This is a genomic window from Vibrio sp. 10N.222.55.A1, assembly GCF_041473835.1.
Lineage (GTDB): Bacteria > Pseudomonadota > Gammaproteobacteria > Enterobacterales > Vibrionaceae > Vibrio > Vibrio crassostreae_C.
This window is the reverse complement of the sequence record NZ_JBFRSX010000019.1, coordinates 17,356-37,946: the sequence shown is the minus strand read 5'-3', so window position 1 is coordinate 37,946 and position 20,591 is coordinate 17,356. Positions and strand designations below refer to the sequence as shown.

At 44.6% G+C, this 20,591-nt stretch carries 16 protein-coding genes; 12 read left to right on the top strand and 4 right to left on the bottom strand.

The window, feature by feature from the left end:
* The first annotated feature begins 594 nt into the window (after window positions 1–594).
* Together AB4493_RS05575 and AB4493_RS05570 are read left to right on the top strand one after the other, a co-directional pair.
* On the top strand, window positions 595–1,824 hold the full coding sequence (locus AB4493_RS05575; protein ID WP_372057264.1) for an acyl-homoserine-lactone synthase: 1,230 nt from the start codon (window positions 595–597) through the stop codon (window positions 1,822–1,824).
* Entirely contained in the window at window positions 1,817–4,426 is a 2,610-nt protein-coding gene (locus tag AB4493_RS05570) for a response regulator (protein WP_372123924.1), read from the top strand. Before AB4493_RS05575 ends, AB4493_RS05570 begins: the two co-directional genes overlap by 8 nt.
* A 122-nt stretch (window positions 4,427–4,548) precedes the next feature.
* Here AB4493_RS05570 and AB4493_RS05565 read toward each other — a convergent pair whose 3' ends face one another.
* The gene (locus AB4493_RS05565) at window positions 4,549–5,187 is read right to left on the bottom strand and encodes an RpiB/LacA/LacB family sugar-phosphate isomerase (RefSeq protein ID WP_017067927.1); all 639 of its coding nucleotides are present in this window, start codon (window positions 5,185–5,187) and stop codon (window positions 4,549–4,551) included.
* A 53-nt stretch (window positions 5,188–5,240) separates the two neighbouring features.
* A complete protein-coding gene (kduD, locus tag AB4493_RS05560; RefSeq protein WP_017067926.1) occupies window positions 5,241–6,002 on the bottom strand; it encodes a 2-dehydro-3-deoxy-D-gluconate 5-dehydrogenase KduD in 762 nt (253 codons plus the stop codon).
* A gap of 317 nt (window positions 6,003–6,319) precedes the next feature.
* On the opposite strand from kduD, the gene AB4493_RS05555 reads away from it, so the two are divergent.
* Together AB4493_RS05555 and AB4493_RS05550 are read left to right on the top strand one after the other, a co-directional pair.
* On the top strand, window positions 6,320–7,651 hold the full coding sequence (locus tag AB4493_RS05555; protein ID WP_017067925.1) for an MFS transporter: 1,332 nt from the start codon (window positions 6,320–6,322) through the stop codon (window positions 7,649–7,651).
* Between the two features lie 143 nt (window positions 7,652–7,794).
* Window positions 7,795–8,676: a multidrug transporter gene (locus AB4493_RS05550; RefSeq protein WP_372099890.1), complete on the top strand. Its 882-nt coding sequence runs from the start codon at window positions 7,795–7,797 to the stop codon at window positions 8,674–8,676.
* On the opposite strand, the gene AB4493_RS05545 is transcribed toward AB4493_RS05550, so the two are convergent.
* Window positions 8,663–9,853, bottom strand: a complete 1,191-nt coding sequence (locus tag AB4493_RS05545; protein WP_372154641.1) for a GGDEF domain-containing protein — start codon at window positions 9,851–9,853, stop codon at window positions 8,663–8,665. The two genes, AB4493_RS05550 and AB4493_RS05545, sit on opposite strands and share 14 nt — an antisense overlap.
* A gap of 319 nt (window positions 9,854–10,172) precedes the next feature.
* On the opposite strand from AB4493_RS05545, the gene AB4493_RS05540 reads away from it, so the two are divergent.
* The 3 genes from AB4493_RS05540 to AB4493_RS05530 all read left to right on the top strand — a co-directional run bounded on the left by AB4493_RS05540 (window position 10,173) and on the right by AB4493_RS05530 (window position 14,177).
* Complete coding sequence (locus AB4493_RS05540) at window positions 10,173–10,961, top strand: phytanoyl-CoA dioxygenase family protein (RefSeq protein ID WP_017059991.1); 789 nt, start codon at window positions 10,173–10,175, stop codon at window positions 10,959–10,961.
* 20 nt (window positions 10,962–10,981) lie between these two features.
* Window positions 10,982–11,971 (top strand): zinc-dependent alcohol dehydrogenase family protein, encoded by a 990-nt coding sequence (locus AB4493_RS05535; protein WP_017067922.1) that lies wholly within the window; start codon window positions 10,982–10,984, stop codon window positions 11,969–11,971.
* Window positions 11,972–12,272: 301 nt separating this feature from the next.
* Window positions 12,273–14,177 carry a bifunctional UDP-sugar hydrolase/5'-nucleotidase gene (locus tag AB4493_RS05530; protein WP_102321296.1) on the top strand — a complete coding sequence of 635 codons (1,905 nt, stop codon included), beginning with the start codon at window positions 12,273–12,275 and terminating at the stop codon, window positions 14,175–14,177.
* A gap of 190 nt (window positions 14,178–14,367) precedes the next feature.
* Here the strand turns inward: AB4493_RS05530 and AB4493_RS05525 are convergent, their stop codons facing one another.
* Window positions 14,368–14,997: a hypothetical protein gene (locus AB4493_RS05525; protein WP_372154640.1), complete on the bottom strand. Its 630-nt coding sequence runs from the start codon at window positions 14,995–14,997 to the stop codon at window positions 14,368–14,370.
* A gap of 542 nt (window positions 14,998–15,539) precedes the next feature.
* Here AB4493_RS05525 and AB4493_RS05520 point away from each other — a divergent pair.
* The 5 genes from AB4493_RS05520 to AB4493_RS05500 all read left to right on the top strand — a co-directional run bounded on the left by AB4493_RS05520 (window position 15,540) and on the right by AB4493_RS05500 (window position 20,507).
* A complete protein-coding gene (locus AB4493_RS05520; protein ID WP_372154639.1) occupies window positions 15,540–16,238 on the top strand; it encodes an ABC transporter ATP-binding protein in 699 nt (232 codons plus the stop codon).
* An 8-nt stretch (window positions 16,239–16,246) separates the two neighbouring features.
* On the top strand, window positions 16,247–18,781 hold the full coding sequence (locus tag AB4493_RS05515; protein ID WP_372154659.1) for an FtsX-like permease family protein: 2,535 nt from the start codon (window positions 16,247–16,249) through the stop codon (window positions 18,779–18,781).
* Window positions 18,781–19,914 (top strand): lipocalin-like domain-containing protein, encoded by a 1,134-nt coding sequence (locus AB4493_RS05510; protein WP_372154638.1) that lies wholly within the window; start codon window positions 18,781–18,783, stop codon window positions 19,912–19,914. Before AB4493_RS05515 ends, AB4493_RS05510 begins: the two co-directional genes overlap by 1 nt.
* A gap of 204 nt (window positions 19,915–20,118) precedes the next feature.
* On the top strand, window positions 20,119–20,328 hold the full coding sequence (locus AB4493_RS05505) for a hypothetical protein (RefSeq protein ID WP_048609786.1): 210 nt from the start codon (window positions 20,119–20,121) through the stop codon (window positions 20,326–20,328).
* On the top strand, window positions 20,325–20,507 hold the full coding sequence (locus tag AB4493_RS05500; RefSeq protein WP_065583542.1) for a hypothetical protein: 183 nt from the start codon (window positions 20,325–20,327) through the stop codon (window positions 20,505–20,507). The genes AB4493_RS05505 and AB4493_RS05500 overlap by 4 nt, the downstream gene beginning before the upstream one ends.
* Window positions 20,508–20,591 lie beyond the last annotated feature (84 nt).

The window sequence follows — 20,591 nt, the reverse complement described above, 5'->3', positions numbered from 1 at the left end:
GAATGTCATCACTTCATCAGAGATTATGGTGTAACTACTCTATAAACACAGGAGATTGTCAGGAAAACAAGACGAGCACTGGAGCTCTGCTTTTATCCACCTGATATTTAAATCATTAAAATGAGTAGCGAGAGAATAAGCGAGTAATAATACAGACATAATTAATCAGATAATTACATACTTCACACCAAAAACATTCCTATCACGATTAATAAGATGAGCTCATCTTGATGTGGATTATGATATTGGTTCAAAAAATAGATATTTGAAATTATTTTATAAATCCAAAAGTTTATGCTCGACTTGATCATGTCTGATTTTAAAACTGTGATCTAACCCTACAAGTTGTTGATAATAATGTATTTTGTTCATCTTTGAATTCATTCAAATATGGAAAATCTTTATTGTTGAGGGTGAGTGCAAGTAGTAAAATCTCGCCCGATTATGCAACTTACTTCTCACACCATGGACACAAGTAAAGTTACGATTGGCTCTCTCAAAGTAACGTAACTTCAAACACATACCTAAAATCAGTGTCCTATAGATAGTGCAGATCAAATAAAAATAATTATATAAACCTAGGCTAGGTTAAACATGAAATTAACGTCGTCTTTAGGCTCACTGTTGGCTAGCAGTCTGTCTATCGAAATAAAACAGCGAGCGCTGATAGAGCTCGTCATCAGCACTTATCAGCCACATGAGCGCACTGAGCTTTTTCAAAGCGTGACTGAATATCGTAGAAGCCAATTAGAATTGCTTTTCCCAGAGCATCAAAACAAAAGCTACTCTGTATTGTTTGAGGTGATGGACTACCGCGATCTGATTCTGCGCTATCCAAATACACTATCTGCAGAGATTGCTCTTCTAGAGCAGGCTGTAGGGCAGTGCTATATGCATTGGCTAGATTTCTGGTGTGAGTGTGAAATTGCTGCGATCAAAGCAAAATCTCCATTAAATCCAAGCTCCATTTCTCATGTCGACCTCCCTATCAATGACAGTGCTTATTACGGTGCGATCATCGAACAGATAGAACATGAGCCACTTTTGGTACAAACACCGAGTCACCCACAAGGAATGCCAATCAGCGATGCCATTGCTTTAAGCAATCTCGAGGTGTTCATCAAGGGCGAGAAATGGTTTGAGATGCTGCCTTTATTACACCTTTCTCAGGCAGGTAAGCATTTTATTCTGCTCAAGCATCCAGTCGATGAAGCCTTTCCAACACTGGTTTCCTCTGCGCTGATTCAAGACTGGTCTAAGAATGACACTTGGCTAAGTTACGCACCGCCGTTCAGCAATGAGCAATGGCAATACTGTTTACCCAATTACGGCTGCGATGAACTCGCAGGGTTACAACTTTTCACACCGCCTACACTGTCAAAATGTTACTCTCTCCCAGAATTTGACCAACAATTCCAGTTACAATTGTCCGACAAAGATGCCCTGTGTGAGGTGTTACGTCTGACAGTCAGTGGCAATACCCAACAAAAGCTCTATTTCCTCTACCTTTCTCAAAAAGAACTGATGAGTGTGTTACACCAAATAGGCTATAAGATTGGCTTCACTATTATCGAGCAACCTTTCATGCTTCAGTTTTATCAAACCATTGATTCCAATGCATACTTCCATTCTGGATATTGCGAATTAAATGACGATGGCACGACAATTTATCGTGGATTCTGGAATTTTGAGATGATGGTAAAAACGTTCAATAATGTCGATTTTCGAAGCTACAAACGCGCAGTGCGAGAAAGCAGAAAGTCATTAGAAAAGTCGCGCTCGGCAGGAAAAACTAGCTCGGTGAAAAAGGATGAACATGTTTGATTTCGGCCTAGAGGCGATCATCTATGCAAAAGCAATCACACTGCTTGCAACCGTGGCTGTGGTTGTCATGTGGTTGTTCTATTACTGCTATCGCCTGAAACAGAAGAACGAAGTGATCGCAGGGACACACCATGCCCCTTACATCGCGTATTCGATCTGCATTGTTGCGTGGATCAGCAGTAACGCTTATTTCCATACCGACTTATTACCGGAACTTGGGGCCTCGGCCGCCGTGTTCGCCGCAAAGTTTGCCAACCTCGCCTCGTTCTTTGCGTTTGCCTTTGCCTATTACTTCTCGTGCAAACTCGCCGCTGAACAACGTAATGGTAAGGTTCATGTGTGGCAGCAAGCCATTTTCGTCACCCTGACCGTCTACTCCTTCTTTATCAATTTAAGTCCGGGGTTAACCGTTGAACACGTCACCATTGCAGGCCCAAGCCAGTTCGTGATTGAGTTTGGCCCGCATACGCCGTACTTCTTTATTGGGATGATTAGCTTTGTAGTGCTAACACTACTCAACCTGGTGGCCATGCGCGCCAACAGCAGCAAGCTAACTTTAGCCAAAACCAACTATATGATCGCCGGCATTTTAGTCTTCATGCTGTCTACTGCGACGATCCACCTAGGCATGACCTACTTCTTGCGTGATTTCTCGCTCACTTGGCTGCCACCAGCTTTGTCGATAAGTGAAATGTTGTTCGTTGGCTATGCCCTGCTGACCTCGCGCTTCTACAGCGTGAAATACCTGGCGTACATGAGCCTAAATGCGATGTTGGTTTGTGCTATTTTGGTGATCCCTTTTGGCGCGATATTTATCCCGCTGACAGACGACAGTCAATGGCTTGTTGCTATCCCAATCTGCGCGATTATCGGCATCACGTGGCATGTTCTCTACAAGCGCGTAAGCCACTACGCCTCGTTCTTTGTCTACGGAAACAAGAAAACGCCAGTACAACAGATCCTCTCACTAGAAGACGATTTCAAGCTGTCGATTGATGATGCAATGCGTCGATTAGGTAGCCTATTGCAGATTCCCGAAGACAAGTTGCGTCTGGTGAACAGCAACTACAACGAAACCTTCTACGAAGATTACCTGTCTACCAACAAGTCCGTTTTAGTGTTCGATGAGCTGTCTCAGGAGCTTGATTACACCGCACCAGCCAAGCGCTCGATAAAAGCCCTATATGACAAGATGAGCTCAAACGACACCGCTTTGGTGATGCCTTTATTTGGTCAGGGGAAATCAGTCACGCACTTATTGGTCTCATCACATAAGAGCAACGATAAGATGTTCTCTAACGAAGAGATCTCTGCACTGCAAACCTTGTTAACTCGTGTACAAAGCACCATTGAAGCCGATAGACGCATTCGCCAAAGTCGCGCGCTTGCTAATTCTATCGCACACGAAATGCGTAACCCGCTGGCTCAAGTGCAGCTGCATTTTGAGGTGTTAAAACAGCACATTGATAACCAAGCCCCAGCTAAACAAATCCTAAAGGATATTGAGAATGGCCAAGCGGCGATTCAACGCGGGCGACAACTGATTGATATCATCCTGCGCGAAGTCAGTGACAGTACGCCTGAACACGGCCCTGTGGCCATGACCTCTATCCACAAAGCCGTAGATCAAGCCGTAAGCCACTATGGTTTTGAGAATGAAAAGATCATTGAACGCATTCGTTTACCACAACACGCTGATTTTGTAGCAAAGCTCAATGAAACCTTATTCAATTTCGTTATTTTCAACCTGATACGTAATGCAATCTATTACTTTGATTCTTATCCAGAAAGCCAAATTGAGATCAGCACCAACACAGGGCCTTACGAGAACGTTCTGATATTCCGAGATACCGGCCCTGGCATTGACGAAGCCATTGCACATAAGATCTTTGATGACTTCTTCTCTTACCAAAAAAGCGGTGGTAGCGGCCTAGGGCTTGGCTATTGCCAACGTGTGATGCGTTCATTTGGCGGCCGAGTTGAGTGCCACTCTAAACTTGGGGAGTTTACTGAGTTCCACCTGTACTTCCCGGTAGTACCCAATGCACCCAAAGCAGACGCACTTCGTACGCCTTACTTCAATGATTGGAAAAGTAATCAAACCACAACTGAAAACAAACCCAACGCAGAAGTTAAGCCAGATAACCAAGCGGAAACGCAAAGTTCAGAGCCAACAAGTACGCTAACCCCAGAGAACCATTTGGCTCCAACCGTGCTTATCGTCGATGATAAAGAAGTGCAACGCACGCTTGTTCAGATGTACCTGAGTCGACTTGGCGTAAATAGCTTACAAGCTAAAAACGGCGAGAATGCCGTCGAGCTGTTCAAAACACACAAGGTCGATTTGATCTTAATGGACGTACAAATGCCGATAATGAATGGTTTTGACGCAAGCCAAATCATCAAGGCACGCTCTCCTCAAACGCCGATCATTGCTTTGTCTGGCGAATCAGGACAGCACGAGTTAGATATGATCAGCAAGTTGATGGATGGTCGCCTAGAGAAACCAACCTCCTTGAACGTGCTGCAACACGTGCTCGATAACTGGCTTGAAAAAGACTGGGCGTCGAATGCTCCCAAAGAAACCGAAGATGAAGAGTAAATTCAGGAAAACACGAATCGCCATTTTTCCAGTTGATTACTGTCTGCCTCACAACTTTCCTTTAATTATTCATCAAAAAGCCAGCCGAACAAGGCTGGCTCTATCAGAACTAAACGCTCTAATTAATCTAAAAGTGAACGAACATAATCAGCGATTTCTTGGTTTTGGCAATGCTCAAAGAAGCATTGTTGGAAACGTTCGCTGCCAACCGCTGTTTTCACTAGATCTTGGTCGATGGCTCTCAGAGAATCAATAAAGTTATCTTTTACCACCGCCGCTTTCACTTCATTCAAAATTGCTGCATTACGTTGCTGTGGTTCTGCACGCTCTAGTGGATACCCATTACCACGCTCGCCTGTGAACGCTTTTTCAAAGATATAACGAATGTTGAGTTCACCTGCCCAGCCAAAGCCTTTAGCAAAAGCGAGAGCGAGAGCATTACCGTTGTTAATTTGGTTAAACAAGAAAGCATCTGATGGCTCTAGGCAGTAACCACAAACCACCCCCGGATGCAGGTTCAGTGACATCAAAGCACCTTGGCCAGTGCCACATCCTGTCACAACAAAGTCAACAGCCTTTGAGTTAATCAGAATGCTCGCCATAATACCTAGATGAATATACGTTAAGTGGTGATCGTTCTCGTCTGTCATTCCTAGGTTGAAGACATCGTGACCAAAACCACCAGCAACTGACTCTAGTTCAGCTGATACCATAGCATTTTTGCCTGCTTGACTGTTTTCCATCATTAAAGCGATTTTCATTTATCTTCTCCTGCAAGATTGCTGCAAACTCAAAATTTAGAATAAAAAACTAATTAGCGTGCTAACCAACCACCGTCAACAGCAATGGTATAGCCATTAATGTAATCCGATGCTGATGATGCTAAGAACACACAAGGACCTGCGATATCTTGCGGTTTACCCCAACGTTCAGCCGGAATACGCTCAAGAATCGCTTGATTACGCTCAGCATCTTCACGCAGAGCTTGAGTATTGTTCGTTTCCATATAACCGGGGGCTATCGCATTCACGTTGATATTATCGCGCGCCCATTCGTTCGCCATCGCACGTGTCACGCCCATCACAGCACTTTTTGAAGCCGTATAGGAAGGAACTCGAATGCCACCTTGGAATGAGAGCATCGATGCAATGTTAATGATCTTTCCGCCAGTACCTTGAGCCTTAAATTGCTTTGCAACAGCCTGAGACATAAAGAACACCGTCTTGGTGTTCACGTTCATTACGTCATCCCAATCTTGCTCTGAGAACTCAATAGCATCTTGGCGGCGAATAATTCCTGCATTGTTCACGAGAATGTCGACTTGGCCAAACTCAGCCAAAGTGCGCTCTATAACCCCTGGAATGCACGCTTGCTCGAGAAGATCAGCACTCACGTTTAGGAACGAATGACCTGCTGCACTCATTTTCTCAATAGTCTCTTCAGGCTCTGTTCGGTTAACACCGACAACCTTACAACCGGCTTCCGCTAGGCCTAATGCAATACCTTGCCCAAGCCCCGTGTTACAGCCCGTCACTATCGCTACTTTACCTTCCAGACTGAATGACTCTAAGATCATGCTCGCTTCCTCAATTACATTGGATTCATTGCGTATCGTTATTACCAATAATTAAATCATACAATAAGATGTAAATACGAGAGCGACGTTGTAGAAGTTCGATCTTGCACCAAAATCAGTCGAACAAGTGAAACGGCACCACAAACTAAATGAATAGGGGAAAGTGATTTGAAGACGAGAAACCTATAACCCACTATGAACAATGAGTTCGAAGATCACCCAAACCAGATATTTTAGGGATTTGGCAACAATTCCATGATTTAAAAGAGTAAAAGGGTTATACATAATAATGTGTTATCTAAATTACTGAAATTATCATGACGCTCAAAGAGATCCTTAAAATTCCCAATGTCCGCTACTTCTTGATGTTTAGAAGCAGCTACTTTGCGCGTTTTTACTACCCTATATTCACACTACTTTATTTAGATTACGGGTTAACCCTGTCTCAATTCGCGATGCTCAATGTAGTTTGGGCGGCCACCATTGTGCTTGCTGAAGTACCGTCGGGTGCATTCGCCGATACCTTAGGCCGCAAGAAACTGGTGGTGCTGTCTTCGATTGTGATGTTTGTTGAGATCGCAATGATCGCCTTAGTGCCAACCGGAAACCCCGACTTGGTGTTCATAGTCTTTCTGATTAACCGGATTCTCAGTGGCTTAGCGATGGCACTGGCCAGCGGCGCCGACGAGGCATTGGCTTACGACACCTTAAAAGAACAAGGTAATGAAGAGTTGTGGCCTCGAGTGCTGCAAATCCAGCTTCGTGTCGCCTCAACGGTCGGTATCTTTGTCACACTAATTGGTGCGGCGATGTACGACGTGAATTTTATGACGAACATCTTTCATTTCCTTGGACTAGCCGAACCAGAAAGCACTAAAGACCTGATGCGTATTCCTGTGTTCGCCACCCTATTTGTAGCGATGATCGCCATCTATGCCGCGATTAATATGCGCGAAGAGAAAAAGGTGATGCCAAGCGACCAAACCAAATTGGCAACCACCATCTCAAGTCTTAAATTGACGATCGATGCGGGTAAATGGGTATTCGCTACACCTTACGTGCTGTTCATCTTGCTCTACTACAGCCTATTCGAACACACCTCACGCATGTTCCTAACCATGAACAGCCAATACTATCTGGCGATTGATATTCCAATTATCTACTTTGGTTTTATTGGTGCGGGTATAAGTTTGCTTAAGATTATATTGGCAGGACAAAGCCGAAGATTAGCAGAGAGTATTGAGCCTAAAACCTTCATTGTGGTCATGGGTTTAGCAAGCATGGCGACTTATTACTGGATCAGTTTAGGTTGGTCGATTTACGGGGTCATTCCGGCGTTGGTGTTAATCTTTATCATCATGACGATGAACATTTTCATCAGCTACCACCTGAATAAAAAGACCGAATCGCACAACCGAGCCACCGTTCTTAGTTTCAAAGGTTTAATGTTTAACCTCGGATACGGGCTGATCGGGATCTTGTACGCTTACTACTATAAGTTGGTGTCTCAGGGCTTCACCGAACAAGAAATAGAACAGAACCTTGCCTTCTTGGCCTCACTGTCTTCGTTTTTCTATTACTTCACCTTACTGTTCATTTCGATCAGCGCGCTGTTCTATTTCAAAAACAAGAAACAGCCGATCTTCTGAAGAAAGCATCGAACTGTTGAAGATATCTCTACTGCCGAATAGAGAATAAAGGTGAGCCTGTGGCTATAAACAGATAATGACACTTCTTATCAAGTGATTTTTTGTTAGTATCACCACCAAATTACATAACACATGGACGCGTCATGTCTTTTAGTTGGATCGCCTTTACTCTCCTTGCCGCCTTTAGCCAATCTTGGCGCAATGCCTTTCAAAGTAAATTAAGTGGCACCATGAGCGTGGCTGGCGTAACGTTAGCGCGATTTATTTGGGCTAGCCCTATCGCCCTTATTTACCTCTGCGCCCTCTATCAATGGCAGCCCGTATCCGCACCGGATTTTTCGGGTGAGTTTGTTTTCTATATTGTTGCTGCCGCCATCATGCAGATCCTCGCGACCGGCTTAATGGTGATGCTGTTCAAGCTCGAAAACTATGCGATAGGCGCAGGCTTAGCCAAGTGTGAAGCCCCCGTATCTGCTGTGCTATCCGTATTGTTTTTTGGTACTGCTTTGACACTAACAGGTTGGGTCGGCGTACTTATTGGTACTTTAGGCGTGCTAATCATGAGTAGCGCTTCTGGCTGGCGAAGCTTGTCCCCGAAAGTGTTCTTATTAGGTATGGCGTGTAGCACCGCCTTTGCTTTAACGTCTCTTTGGGTACGGGAAGCAAGTTTGAGCATAGGGTTGCCCTTCCCTCATAGCGCTGCTTGGGTGCTGTTCCTCGTCATTTCCCTTCAGACAGTGATTATCTGTACGTATCTCTTTTTCAGAGAACGCGACACGCTGCGCCTGATATTCAAGAAGTCGAAACTAGTCATCATGACAAGCTTAGCGAGTGTTATCGGTTCTCTGGGTTGGTTTAGCGCGATGTCGCTTCAAGCCGTGCCGTACGTAAAGACACTCGGGCAAGTCGAAGTGATCTTCATGGTGTTGATATCCTATTTCTGGTTAGGGCAAAGCATCGCGCGCAAAGACATTCTTGCGCTCATCTTGCTTTCTATCGCAGCAGTATTGGTTATGTGGCAGTGACGAGCTCGTTAATATGACTAGGACAAATTGAAGTCATATTGCGACCGTTTGTTTTCGCTTGATATAACGCTTTGTCGGCTCGGCTAATAAACCCATTCCAACTCTCATGCGGGTGAAGCTGAGCAACACCAAAACTCGATGTCAGAAACATCTCATGTTCTTGTACTGCTGATACCTCTGAAATAGACAATCGTAACTTGCAGGCAATAACCTGAGCTTGTTGGAAATCGACATTAGGCAATAAAATCATTATCTCGTCTCCGCCAAAACGAAACGCACTGGCTTTAGGCGATGTTTTTATCGCACTTTGAACCATTTCAGCAAAAGACTTGATCACGAGGTCACCTACAATGTGTCCGTGTTGGTCATTGATCGACTTAAAATTATCAATATCCATCATAATGGCACTAACAGGTGCAGTTTCCGCCTGCTTCATGATAACTGGAACCATCTCATCTAATGCTCTGCGGTTTCCCAGTACCGTTAGAGGATCGCTGTAGGACAGCTCGTGAATAGAACTAAGCAACCTTGCGTTAATCAGCCAAAGCATTGTAAAGCTCATCGACACAATAAGAACGATGCTCACTAAAAAGGCAAGTTGATGAATGAGTGCGGCTGCCATGAAATCCTGAAGCTCAGCTGAAAATAGCGTCACCAATACTCGGAAAACCATAAACCCGCCATATATCAAAAATGATAAGGCCATCATCCGAGTAGCTAAGTTCAAGTCATCACGTTGACCCTTTAACACCACAAAGGCAGTGCAAAGAGTGACAAAGGCTAAATAGAAACTAATGAGAATAATTCGAGCCTTGATGGAAGGTTCATAGTACGTGAAGTGAATAAAACCTAGCAGAAGAGCCAACATCATCAAGCTGCTGAGGTAGGTACATTTTAAAGAGTATTCTCGAAACAGACATAAGCTATACAAGGCGAGATGAAAACCAAGCGCAATGACCATATTGGCACCAATAACGGTGACCCAATCAGGGAACTCCCCTCTTAGGCTCAACATCAACGGCCCAGTTCCGATAACAAATATTGAAATGGAAAAGATTGAAAGCCCTTTAATGGACTGTTGAGTGAATTGAAATAACAACAAGCCAATACAGTAAATGAAAGAGAACAAAATAATAATAAAATTAAGTGTTCTCATATCCAGCGAAAAACCATCCATGATTTTCTATCTTCCATACGCAACCAAATTTCAACATGGTCAATAATCATGCAAACCACAAAAACATTCACCATGTGAATCTTTTTATTTTATAAAAAAAGGGGGTAGATCACATATGCGGAGATTTTTATCGCATGAGTCCATGATATGGATAGGCATGTAACACTCGCCCCCATAGAGTTTTATCGCATCACTGAATCTACAGGCTTCTGCACTCGTTACTTGGTTGAATGACGACTGTCTGGCATTATGCGCCCAAGAAATCTCTAGGGCTGTTGACCTTAGTTATTATACAGCAAAGAATGAACGAAGGTAGTCAGTGGTAGAAAACAGCCAACAATTAAGTGACCGTTACGACGAACATGGTTACTTTGTTATCAGAAATTATTTCAATGAAGCTCAAATTGCATCGCTTAGAAAAGTCGTGCTGAAATTTCATGAATCATGGAAAGCAGACAACGAAGAGTTCTATAAAGAAGAAGCATTTAACTCGTCTTTAATTACGGGAAGCGAGTATTTGCCTGCCGACGATAGAAGCGTGCTTTTCGACTTCATCAGCTCGAAACAAGTGATGGATGTGGTTGATGCGGTGATTCCGAACAAGCCGGCATTCATGAATACACAGCTGTTCTTCAACCCAGTAAACCCGCAGCAAAAAGACTTCTGGCATCGTGACTGTCAATACGACTACGACATTGATGACCAGATGAAAGTCATCATGGAAACCCAAGTATTGCATCTGCGAGTGCCCCTTTTTGATGAGCCCGGCATGGAACTTATCCCCGGCACGCACAAACGTTGGGATAACGAAGAAGAGTACAATGTTCGCCAAGAAGAAAACGGCAAAGTGAGCAGCGATGACATCTCTGGTGGTAAGCAGATACCGTTAGCCGCAGGTGACTTATTGGTGTTTTCAGCGGATATGATCCACCGAGGCCGATATGGCTTGGATCGTTTGGCTTTGGATATTTTGATCTTCGATTCGGCGGCAGACTATGTCGACTACGTTGATGACGACTGTTTACCGACGCCAGCTATGTTAAGCAATATTAGCGACCCAAGGTTGTTTATGAACACGCTACACTTAAAATCAATGCAGTACTCATAATCCATAAAGGTGCCCAAACTATGACTGACACTAAGCAAAATACCCGAATTAGCCAGTTCCGTTTCGGTCAGCCAAAAGAATCTCTCAAGTTAGAACATGTCGCTTTAGGGGTACTAGACAAAGATAAAGTTCGCGTACAAATTGAAGCGACTAACATCAACCCTAGTGATCTGTTGTCGATTTATGGTGTGGGCCAATACAAACATAGCCATCAGCCGCCGAGAGTACCGGGATTTGAAGCGGTAGGAAGGATTGTAGAATCCAGCAGTGCTAAGTTTATAGTGAATCAACGAGTGCTTGTGGCAACCAGTGGAACATGGCAGAACTATGTCGATGTATCACCAGATGATCTGTTCCAAATTCCTCAACATTTAGACAATGGCTACGCCTGTCAGTTGTACATTAATGCGCTAACCGCATGGGTGCTAACGACAGAAATAGCCAAGCTGACCCAAGAGGATGTGTTGATCATCAACGCGGGCAGTTCAGCCATCGGTAAGATCTTCTCCCAGTTATCAGCATCACTCGGCTTCAACATCATTGTCGTTACATCACAGCAGACACAATACCCTGCCACTTCCTGTTGGGTGATAGATGCGAACGCTGATCTAGTTTCTCAAATTAAGGCATTAGGCTTGCCTATGCCAACCGTTGCCTTTGATGCGATTGGCGGCTCACCCGGAACCGATCTTGTTCACACCCTTGGCAACAACGGGCGCTTTATCAACTATGGGACGCTGTCGTTGGATTTTTACGAGCCACGCTTCTTTGAGTACGCGAAAAACCAACACATCGATTTCAGCACCTTCTTCTTGCGTTATTGGGAGGAAGCAGAAGGTAAAGATGTTCGCCGTGATAAGTTCACGACCATGCTAGATCACTTCATCACAAACGACATTCAGCTCGACGTTGACCGCTATCTACCATTCGATGAAGTGCAAACCGCGATTGATCTCATTGAATCGAAAACCACACGCCTAGAGGGCAAGATCATCTTACTGCCACAGTAAGTGAGAGTTGGACGATATATACCTTGTTTATTTCAACAGGCAAGACGTTCAACAGCTTACAAGCGTGCTTGTTAATACACCATCGCTTAGGAAGTTTGATTAAAGAAATCGAAGATTGAAAAGATAGCGAAGAGTTGTGGTGCATTTCTCCATAACTTAAGTGGTTACGAGATGGTCATGAATCACATTTATTTGAAACATCAATTAGTTATATCATTAGAAATATGATACTGATCACCCATAAAACAACCTCGATTCTATATGGTAGCGTCATACTTAAAACCACGATGTGAACATACTTATGAAAAGACACATACTATCAAGCGCCATCCTACTCTCTCTAGCCTTTCCCACCTTTGCAGCTGATGGCGATATACACGATGTCACGATACTGGGTACTTCAGATATCCACGGTCATTTCATGGCGTGGGATTACGCGGCAGATAAACTCAACACTCGTGGTAGCTTGAGCCAAATCGCGACCAAAGTTGGTGAGATCCGCAAAGAGCAATCTAACATTATCCTTGTCGACGCTGGCGATACCATCCAAGGCAACTTCGTAGAAACCTTCAAAGACGAGCCCGTTGATCCAATGATGCTTGGCTTTAATCACATGAAATACGATGTGTGGGTTTTAGGTAACCACGAATTCGACTTTGGCCTCAAAACCCTCAACAGGGCCGTTACCCAATTTAAAGGGCAGTCTCTCGGTGGCAACATCAAGAACAAAAACGGAAACCCATTCCTGCCTGGTTACACCATCCTAGAACGCGGTAGCATTAAGATCGGCGTGATCGGAATGGATACCCCAATGACGGAGGTCTTTGCGCAAGGTACCAACCGTTTAGAAGGCGTCACTTTCACTAATCCAACCTTGGAAGTGAAGAAAATCGTCAAAGAGATTGATGATAAAGTGGATGCCATCATATTGGTTGCCCATATGGGAATTGAGAACGAGAATGACATTGCCGACACCGGTGTCACCGACATTGCCAATGCAAACCCAGAGCTTGATGCCATCGTCGCTGGCCACATGCACACTCGCATCGATAAAGCCGTTGTAAATGGCGTTATTATTACTGAACCCGACAGATATGGCCGCGCCCTATCTCGTATCGATCTTCAATTTGAAGAGCGCGATGGCACATTCACTCTCGTCAACAAAGACAGCTTCACCTATAAAATTAAAGGTATCGACTCTGATGAGAATATGGATGAGTTATACCAGCCTTACCACAAACAACTCCGAGAAATGGCGAACAGACCTGTCGCTCAACTTACCGGCGTTGATTTAGTCCCAGAAAACGAAATCCGCGGTATCCCTCAAGTCCATGTTCAAGACACAGGCATCAGTGCGCTATTCCAAGAAGCGAGCTTCTTCTATGCACCCAAAGCCAATGTCATTGCACTTCAAATAGACAACGACAATGCAGAGCTCGATGTTGGCCCAATCAAAGCCAAAGACATCGCGTACAACTACCAATACGCAGGTGGCGAAATCACTGTCTATCAGATGACAGGCAAAGAGCTGAGAACCTACATGGAATGGTCTGCAGGCTACTTCAACTCAGTACAACCTGGCGATGTGACCTACAGCTTTAACCCTGAACGTAGAGCTTCAAAATATTCGACCAATGACTTCTTCGCGGGCGTGACTTATACCATCGACCTCACTCAACCTGCAGGTACCCGCATCACCAACCTCGCGTTTGCTGATGGCACACCGGTTACTGATCAAACAGAGATCCGTATTGGTATGAATAGCTATCGAATGGGTCATCTAACCAAGAAAGGCGGCGTGCTAGAAGGTGAATCATTCCCTGTACTCTTTGATACGGAAGCAGAGTATGGAGAAGAAGCAGGCACGATTCGTAACATGACTATCAAGTATCTTAAAGAAGAAAAGAACGGCCAGTATGAGGGTAAGCCTCAACAACGATGGGCACTTTCTGGTTTAGAGAGTCGTTACAATGAACAGCGTGAGATCGTAAAATCATTGATTAATGATAAAACCATATCAATCCCAACCAGTGACGATGGCCGCTACACAAACATCGCTTCTATCAACGTAAAAGAACTGATGTTCAAATCTGACGAAGCCAAACAAGCAGCCATAACCACACGCGAAAAGAAACTGGCGCAGGCGACTGAGCAAGAGAGTAAGCAGATCAAACGCGAAATCACTCTGATCGAAGCACTCAATTAACCCCTGACCTCAACCAATAACGACTTAACGACGCTTAGAGCGTGGTTAGGTCGTTGTCGTTCCCATCTTCCAACACCACATCTGTACTGAGCAAAACGGTTGATATTGGATGAATGAGCTGCAAAGGCTAACTCATAGTTGGTAAAGTACTATGAGTTAAAAATCAGCCTGTCACTGTTTTTAGAAATGTTTAATTTGAGTAACAAGATTTTATGGATGCTAAAAGCAGAAATAATTTCAAGCAATCAGTTTTATTGTACGAGCTCTCTCTGCGACCATGGGCTGAAACATGTCTATTTAAAGTAATGTCGCATTCACTAGCATCGAACCGCATCGGTGAAAACAGTTCCTCAGTTGTGTTTGCGATCTGAAAAAGCTTACTCTTTAGACCTAAGTGTAAAACTTCAGAACTTTCTCTTTTTCTAATTCCAGAAACGTAGCGAATATTATTGTATTCACCTTTGTTTGCAAGATGCATTAACGCTGATTCGATGATACTAAATAAACTCGGTATACAAATATTATAAAAACCTAAATTAAACGATTTGATAGATTCGATTAACATGTCACTGTAAGGTGGGATCAATAGTCGAGTTTCTCTTTCTAACTCAACTTGTAATAATGATTCAAAGCGCTCAGTCAATAGCTCTTCTATTGCTTGAACTTCACTTAGCTCATGTTCCCGTATGTAATCAAACAGTTCATTTTCTAAAGTTTCGGAAGTAATACACCAACCTTGCTTTCTTAATTCATCACTTCCGCACCATATTGCTTGATCTAAAACTCGTTGAAATAGCTCGATAACATAATGTTCATTCATCTAAATTTACCTAACAGATAATTTCCATACCGAATGTAAAATCTTCATCCCACTTCGTAGTAGATTGATTCTACTAAAATTTCTTACTTCATTAAAATCTCTTATGCTATTTTCGAGTTTTCAGCACCTCCAGTATAAACTTTTCTACATAGTGATATGTTCAAGAGCTACCGTGCAAGATTGCAACTAGATCAGAGTTATTTGAGTGCTGCTAGATAGGTATAATTTCCCCCGAGATACAACGCGAGGATTCACAATGAACAGCATTAGAAGAATGGAACAGGAACAAACTAGAGAAACAGCACGAACCGTCTGACGAAAAATCCAAAAGCCTCTGAGGTGACTCTAAGCTCCCACAAACACCTGTATTCCTCCTCACACTGATCTATTTCTCTCTTTTCGCAGTACAAGTTATTAATTATTCGATATAAATCGCTTTCTTTTTCAAATTGTTGTCTACAGTTTTATAGAGCTTGTCGCTTCAGTAATTGCCACAAGTAACGACACCTTTTGATGGTAGGTTTTGGTTATAAGGAAAGGAAATGGAAAGCCCAATTGTCACACTTACACATGCCAGCAAAAGCTTTGTTGATGGCAACGATACCCATCACGTGCTGGAAAATGTCGACTTCGCTTTGGCGACAAGCGCAAGCGTGGCTTTAACAGGGGTGAGTGGCAGTGGAAAGAGTACTCTGCTTAACATCATTGCGGGGTTTGAACCTCTATCCGGTGGAGAATTGTGGCTTGATGGCGAGAACACATCAAATTGGAAAGATCCACAATGGAGCCGATTTCGTCATCAAAAATTGGGCGTTATCTTTCAACAGTTCAACTTATTGACCCCACTCAACGTAAAACAAAACATCGCCTTCCCTCTTCATTTAAATCAACAGAAATGGAGCGACTGGTGCGATTATTTAGTTGATGCATTGGGCATCAGTGAGCTACTCGAAAGGCACGTATCCGCACTCTCTGGCGGTCAGCAACAACGGGTGGCAATAGCGCGTGCGCTTGCCCATAAACCCAAACTACTGCTTGCCGATGAACCCACAGGCAACCTCGACCACAAAGCAGGCATTGAGGTAATGAAGCTGCTGAGTGAAATCACTACACAAGGCAACACTGCCGTGCTTTTGGTTACGCACAGCCCAGAATGCGCCAGCTTTATGCAGACAAAATTGGTGTTAGACGATGGTTGTTTAAGGAACGTAGATCTAACCCCAAGAGCAGCAACGTTGTGAGTCATTCAATGAAGCAAACTGGCTTTGCTCAGAACCAGCTCACCCATACCAAACTGACTCTGAATCTATTCGCGGCGCACTATCGTCAATCACCATTGCAAGCCGCAGCGATTCTGATCGGCATTGTGTTAGCGGTCACCTTGTTTGTCGCAGTGCAAGCCATCAACCTCAATGCCAAGCGCAGTTATGCAGAATCGACCGAGCAACTTAGCGCTCAAGCGCAGAACCTTATCATTCCACCAGCAGGGCAAAACTATTTGCCGGAATCGCTCTACTTCAGCTTAAGACAAAGTGGATTAAGCGCAGCGCTACCTGTTATTGAAGGGCGAGTAAGAGACGAGCAAGGTCGACGTTGGTCAGTTCAAGGCAGTGAGTTGATCGCCGCCCTCACTTCAAGATCTCGTCACGCTCGCGTCGACGAACAAAGCAACACTCAAACCAAAGAACCAAACATTTCCCTGTTCGACAATGCCTTACCTTTGCCGCAACTCTTAGCGGGTGAACCCATTGTGATGATGAGCCAGTCGCAGCACCAGAACTTGGGAGGAGTAGACACACTCACTTTGGATGAAGTGCTCATTCAAGTGGTAGTGCTACCAGATGAATGGCAGCTAGGTAGCCGAATGTTGATGGATATTGGGTTCGCTCAGCAACTGCTTAACAAGCAAGGGCAACTGAGCTACATCGCTATTTTTGACACTAAGAGCGACACTAACAGCAATGCTCAGGATAAATGGCAAAGCCTTATTGGCGAGCAAGGGCAATGGATATCCAACAACCAAAGCACGGATCTCGGCTCAATTACCGATAGCTTTCACCTTAACCTCACCGCCATGAGTTTGTTGGCGTTTTTGGTTGGCCTGTTCATCGCTTACAACGGTGTGAAGTACAGTTTGCTGAAACGTAATCGGCTGTTGGTACAAATTCAACAAGCTGGGATTGCGCCAAGCATCGTATTTTCAGCTCTGTTAGTCGAGCTGACTGTTTTAGTCACACTGGGCGCGTCGCTTGGTTTCATTCTCGGCATTCAACTCAGCCATTGGCTACATCCCACCGTCGCAATAACGCTTGAGCAACTTTATGGTGCAACACTGCTTCCCGGCACATGGCAGTGGCAACGGTTAGTGCAGGCACTGCTACTCACGCTAGCCGCAACGCTTGTCGCGTGTTGGCAGCACTTTAAACAGCGAGTGCGACAACCCCTCTCTTCCCATGGCGGTTTCTATCAAGCGCCGGAAACGTCTAACGAAAATCAGCTGTTTGTTATCGGGTCAGTATTAACCATTGTCGCGTTAGCAGGGTTATGGCTGAGCGAACATCATCGCTTCACCATGGCATGGCTCGGTGTGTTAGTGGTGTCGATTCCTTTGTATTTGCCCAAAACACTCAGCGTGCTAGCGAACTGGAGCGAAAAACGTACCCAATCGGGGTTAATACAATATCTGTTCGCTGAGCTGCGTGAACTTATCTCCCCTCTCTCACTTGCCATGATGGCGTTGCTTCTCGCCGTCACCGCTAACATGGGAATGAATACCTTAGTCGGCAGCTTTGAATCCACGTTAAAGCAATGGCTTGAACAGCGCTTACATGCCGATATTTACGTTAGCCCTGCTCAAGGTGAAATCGCGAATGTGGAACGTGCGTTAGAGCAGTTTGAAAATGTTGAAACCGTTTATAAGCAATATTATGTCGACGATAACTTGCAGGGCTTACCTACTTTGCTCGGCACCAAAGACAAAGACACACTTGAGCAAACCATGGTGTTCCAATCCTACCTTAATGACTTCTGGACGCGCTTTTACCAAGGTGAGTTCGTGGCAATCAGCGAACCTACGGCGGTGAAGCTCGGCTTGTCCCTTGGAAGCCAACTCAAACTCGACGCGATCCAAGACAAAACACTCATCGTCGGGGCGATTTTCCACGATTACGGCTCACCGAATGGCGAAGTGTTGCTTGCGCCTAATCTATGGCTCGAAAGCGGATTTACTGACTTACCCACCAGCTTGGGAATCAAGGTCTCTGGCGACCCACAAGTGGTGTACGAACAGCTACGCCAACAACTCAATCTGCACCCAAGTCAGCTTTACGATCAAGCACAGATCAAATCGATCGCTTTAGAGATCTTCTCACAAACCTTTGCTATCACTCGGGCGCTTAATGGCGTCACTTTAATGGTGGCGGTGATTGGGTTGTTCTGCGCCTGTTTCATGTTGCTCGATGCACGCAAAGCCGCTATTGCAAGGTTGTACGCGCTCGGTGTTAGTCAGCAAAAATTGATGGCGATGGTGGTCGGGCAAATCGTAGTTCTGGTCGCCTTCACTCTGGTTATCGCCTTACCACTCGGCGCTATGGTCGGTTATGTGTTGACGGACATCGTTACCCTACGCGCCTTTGGTTGGAGTTTAAATTATGTATGGAATTGGAGTGACGCACTCAGCATCGCAACCATCACCATTTTAGTGGCGGTGATTGCGACCTTGATTCCACTGTGGCGTTTGGTCAGTAAACCCGTGGTATCCAGCTTGCAAAGTGAGGTGTTGTGATGAATCGATCAATGAGAGTTTTCGTTCTCACACTTGGCATCTTACTCCTTTTAGGGTGTGAGGAGTCCACTCAACCATCAGCTCAAAATATGGGTTCGATACTGGGCACTGGAAAACAAACCGACGATGAAACACAAAAAGAGACTGATCAATTCACACCGGTAGTAAAAGGTATCGACATCACCTTTCCTGTCGACCATCAAGCACACCCTGATTTTCGTCATGAATGGTGGTATTTAACCGCAAACTTGATTGATGAGAATGGTAATGCTCTGGGCGTACAATGGACACAGTTCCGCTTTGCGGCTGCACCACAGGAAAGTGGCAATAGCACCAAGGAAACCACGTGGCAAAGCCAGCAAATCTACATGGCGCACAGTGCTGTCACCACTAAAGACAAACACTATGCCGATGAAAAATGGTCACGTGACCAAGCTGAACTTGCGGGTGTCAGCACTTCACCGTTTCGGGTCTATCTCGATGATTGGCAATGGACGTCGACGACCGATGACCTGTTCCCAGCTACATTGGTCGCTAACTCGAGTCAATTTGGATACTCGCTTAAGTTAACCAACAACGCGCCTTATCAAAAGCAAGGCGAACAAGGCTACAGCACTAAAAGTAGCGATGGCAAAGTGGCTTCCTATTACTACAGCCAACCATTCATCAATGTATCGGGCGAGGTAACTATTGATGGCGTCACCCATCAAGTTTCCGGCAAAGGTTGGATAGACAGAGAATGGAGCTCGCAGTTTTTACTCGACTCGCAACAAGGTTGGGATTGGTTTGCGCTAAAGCTGAGTGATGAAACCAGCTTGGTGGTATTTCAACTTCGAAACTCAACTACAGGCAAAGCCAGCTATTCTCATGCGAGGTTGATGAATCAAGATGGCTCCGGCATCGCGATTAAGCAGCAAGACATCAGCTTAACCGCCATCAAGCAAACTAAAATCGACGGGCGTGACTACCCAACAGAGTGGCAAGTTTCGATTCCAAGCCAGCAAATAGAACTGACCGTCTCGGCACTCAATCCAAATGCCAAAATGCCGCTGTCGGTTCCTTATTGGGAAGGGCCAATTGAAATCAAAGGTTCTCATTCTGGGTCTGGCTATATGGAGTTGACTGGGTATTAGATTGTGTATTAATACAGGTGGAATCTAACAACAAATACATCGCGATAACCATCAACTAAAACACTTTCAACCAAAACCTCCACCACGGAGGTTTTTTGTTATTCCATATGTTCTATTTACCTTAACGCCTGTTGAAAAATATCTAATTTAACCAAACACTGGGCTCCCCTAAAATACCAATCAAATGGTTAGAGGAGATAGAACATGCTTAGCTCAGTGCACAATGACGAACTTAACAGATACATCGAGAAACTAGACTTAAACCTTACCAAGGATCAGGTTCGTGAACTTGGTTGGCAGCAAAGTAATGAAGAGGTAGGAAAAGAAAAAACAGTATTAGGCTCGTGGTTTTTCTTTTCTTTCTTTGGCTTATGTACGTCTGCATGTCTTGCGCTGCTAATGTATATCTCATGAAGATAAACAAAACAATGACCACGTATAACCAGCATGGAACCTTCAATTGGTTCGAGGTCGACGGAGAAACGTACATACTGTTCAAAGTGAGCAGCAACAGTGCTCTATTGAACCAACACTATGAGGATGTCACCGAACAACAGAGCGAAATATATGGGCTGTTAGGGGCGATTCCATAAGCTCATACTGCACGTATTCACTTATGGTCTATCTATTCACTTGTGGTCTATCTACGCACTAACTAGCGCAAACATCCGTTCTTT

Excerpts from the sequence above, each read along its gene's own strand:
- AB4493_RS05510 (WP_372154638.1), top strand. The coding sequence starts at position 18,781 with ATGAATCGATCAATGAGAGTTTTCGTTCTCACACTTGGCATCTTACTC.
- AB4493_RS05535 (WP_017067922.1), top strand. The coding sequence starts at position 10,982 with ATGACTGACACTAAGCAAAATACCCGAATTAGCCAGTTCCGTTTCGGT.
- AB4493_RS05515 (WP_372154659.1), top strand. The coding sequence starts at position 16,247 with ATGAAGCAAACTGGCTTTGCTCAGAACCAGCTCACCCATACCAAACTG.
- AB4493_RS05570 (WP_372123924.1), top strand. The coding sequence starts at position 1,817 with ATGTTTGATTTCGGCCTAGAGGCGATCATCTATGCAAAAGCAATCACA.
- AB4493_RS05525 (WP_372154640.1), bottom strand. The coding sequence starts at position 14,997 with ATGAATGAACATTATGTTATCGAGCTATTTCAACGAGTTTTAGATCAA.
- AB4493_RS05575 (WP_372057264.1), top strand. The coding sequence starts at position 595 with ATGAAATTAACGTCGTCTTTAGGCTCACTGTTGGCTAGCAGTCTGTCT.
- AB4493_RS05555 (WP_017067925.1), top strand. The coding sequence starts at position 6,320 with ATGACGCTCAAAGAGATCCTTAAAATTCCCAATGTCCGCTACTTCTTG.
- AB4493_RS05550 (WP_372099890.1), top strand. The coding sequence starts at position 7,795 with ATGTCTTTTAGTTGGATCGCCTTTACTCTCCTTGCCGCCTTTAGCCAA.
- AB4493_RS05520 (WP_372154639.1), top strand. The coding sequence starts at position 15,540 with ATGGAAAGCCCAATTGTCACACTTACACATGCCAGCAAAAGCTTTGTT.
- kduD (WP_017067926.1), bottom strand. The coding sequence starts at position 6,002 with ATGATCTTAGAGTCATTCAGTCTGGAAGGTAAAGTAGCGATAGTGACG.
- AB4493_RS05545 (WP_372154641.1), bottom strand. The coding sequence starts at position 9,853 with ATGGATGGTTTTTCGCTGGATATGAGAACACTTAATTTTATTATTATT.
- AB4493_RS05505 (WP_048609786.1), top strand. The coding sequence starts at position 20,119 with ATGCTTAGCTCAGTGCACAATGACGAACTTAACAGATACATCGAGAAA.
- AB4493_RS05565 (WP_017067927.1), bottom strand. The coding sequence starts at position 5,187 with ATGAAAATCGCTTTAATGATGGAAAACAGTCAAGCAGGCAAAAATGCT.
- AB4493_RS05500 (WP_065583542.1), top strand. The coding sequence starts at position 20,325 with ATGAAGATAAACAAAACAATGACCACGTATAACCAGCATGGAACCTTC.
- AB4493_RS05530 (WP_102321296.1), top strand. The coding sequence starts at position 12,273 with ATGAAAAGACACATACTATCAAGCGCCATCCTACTCTCTCTAGCCTTT.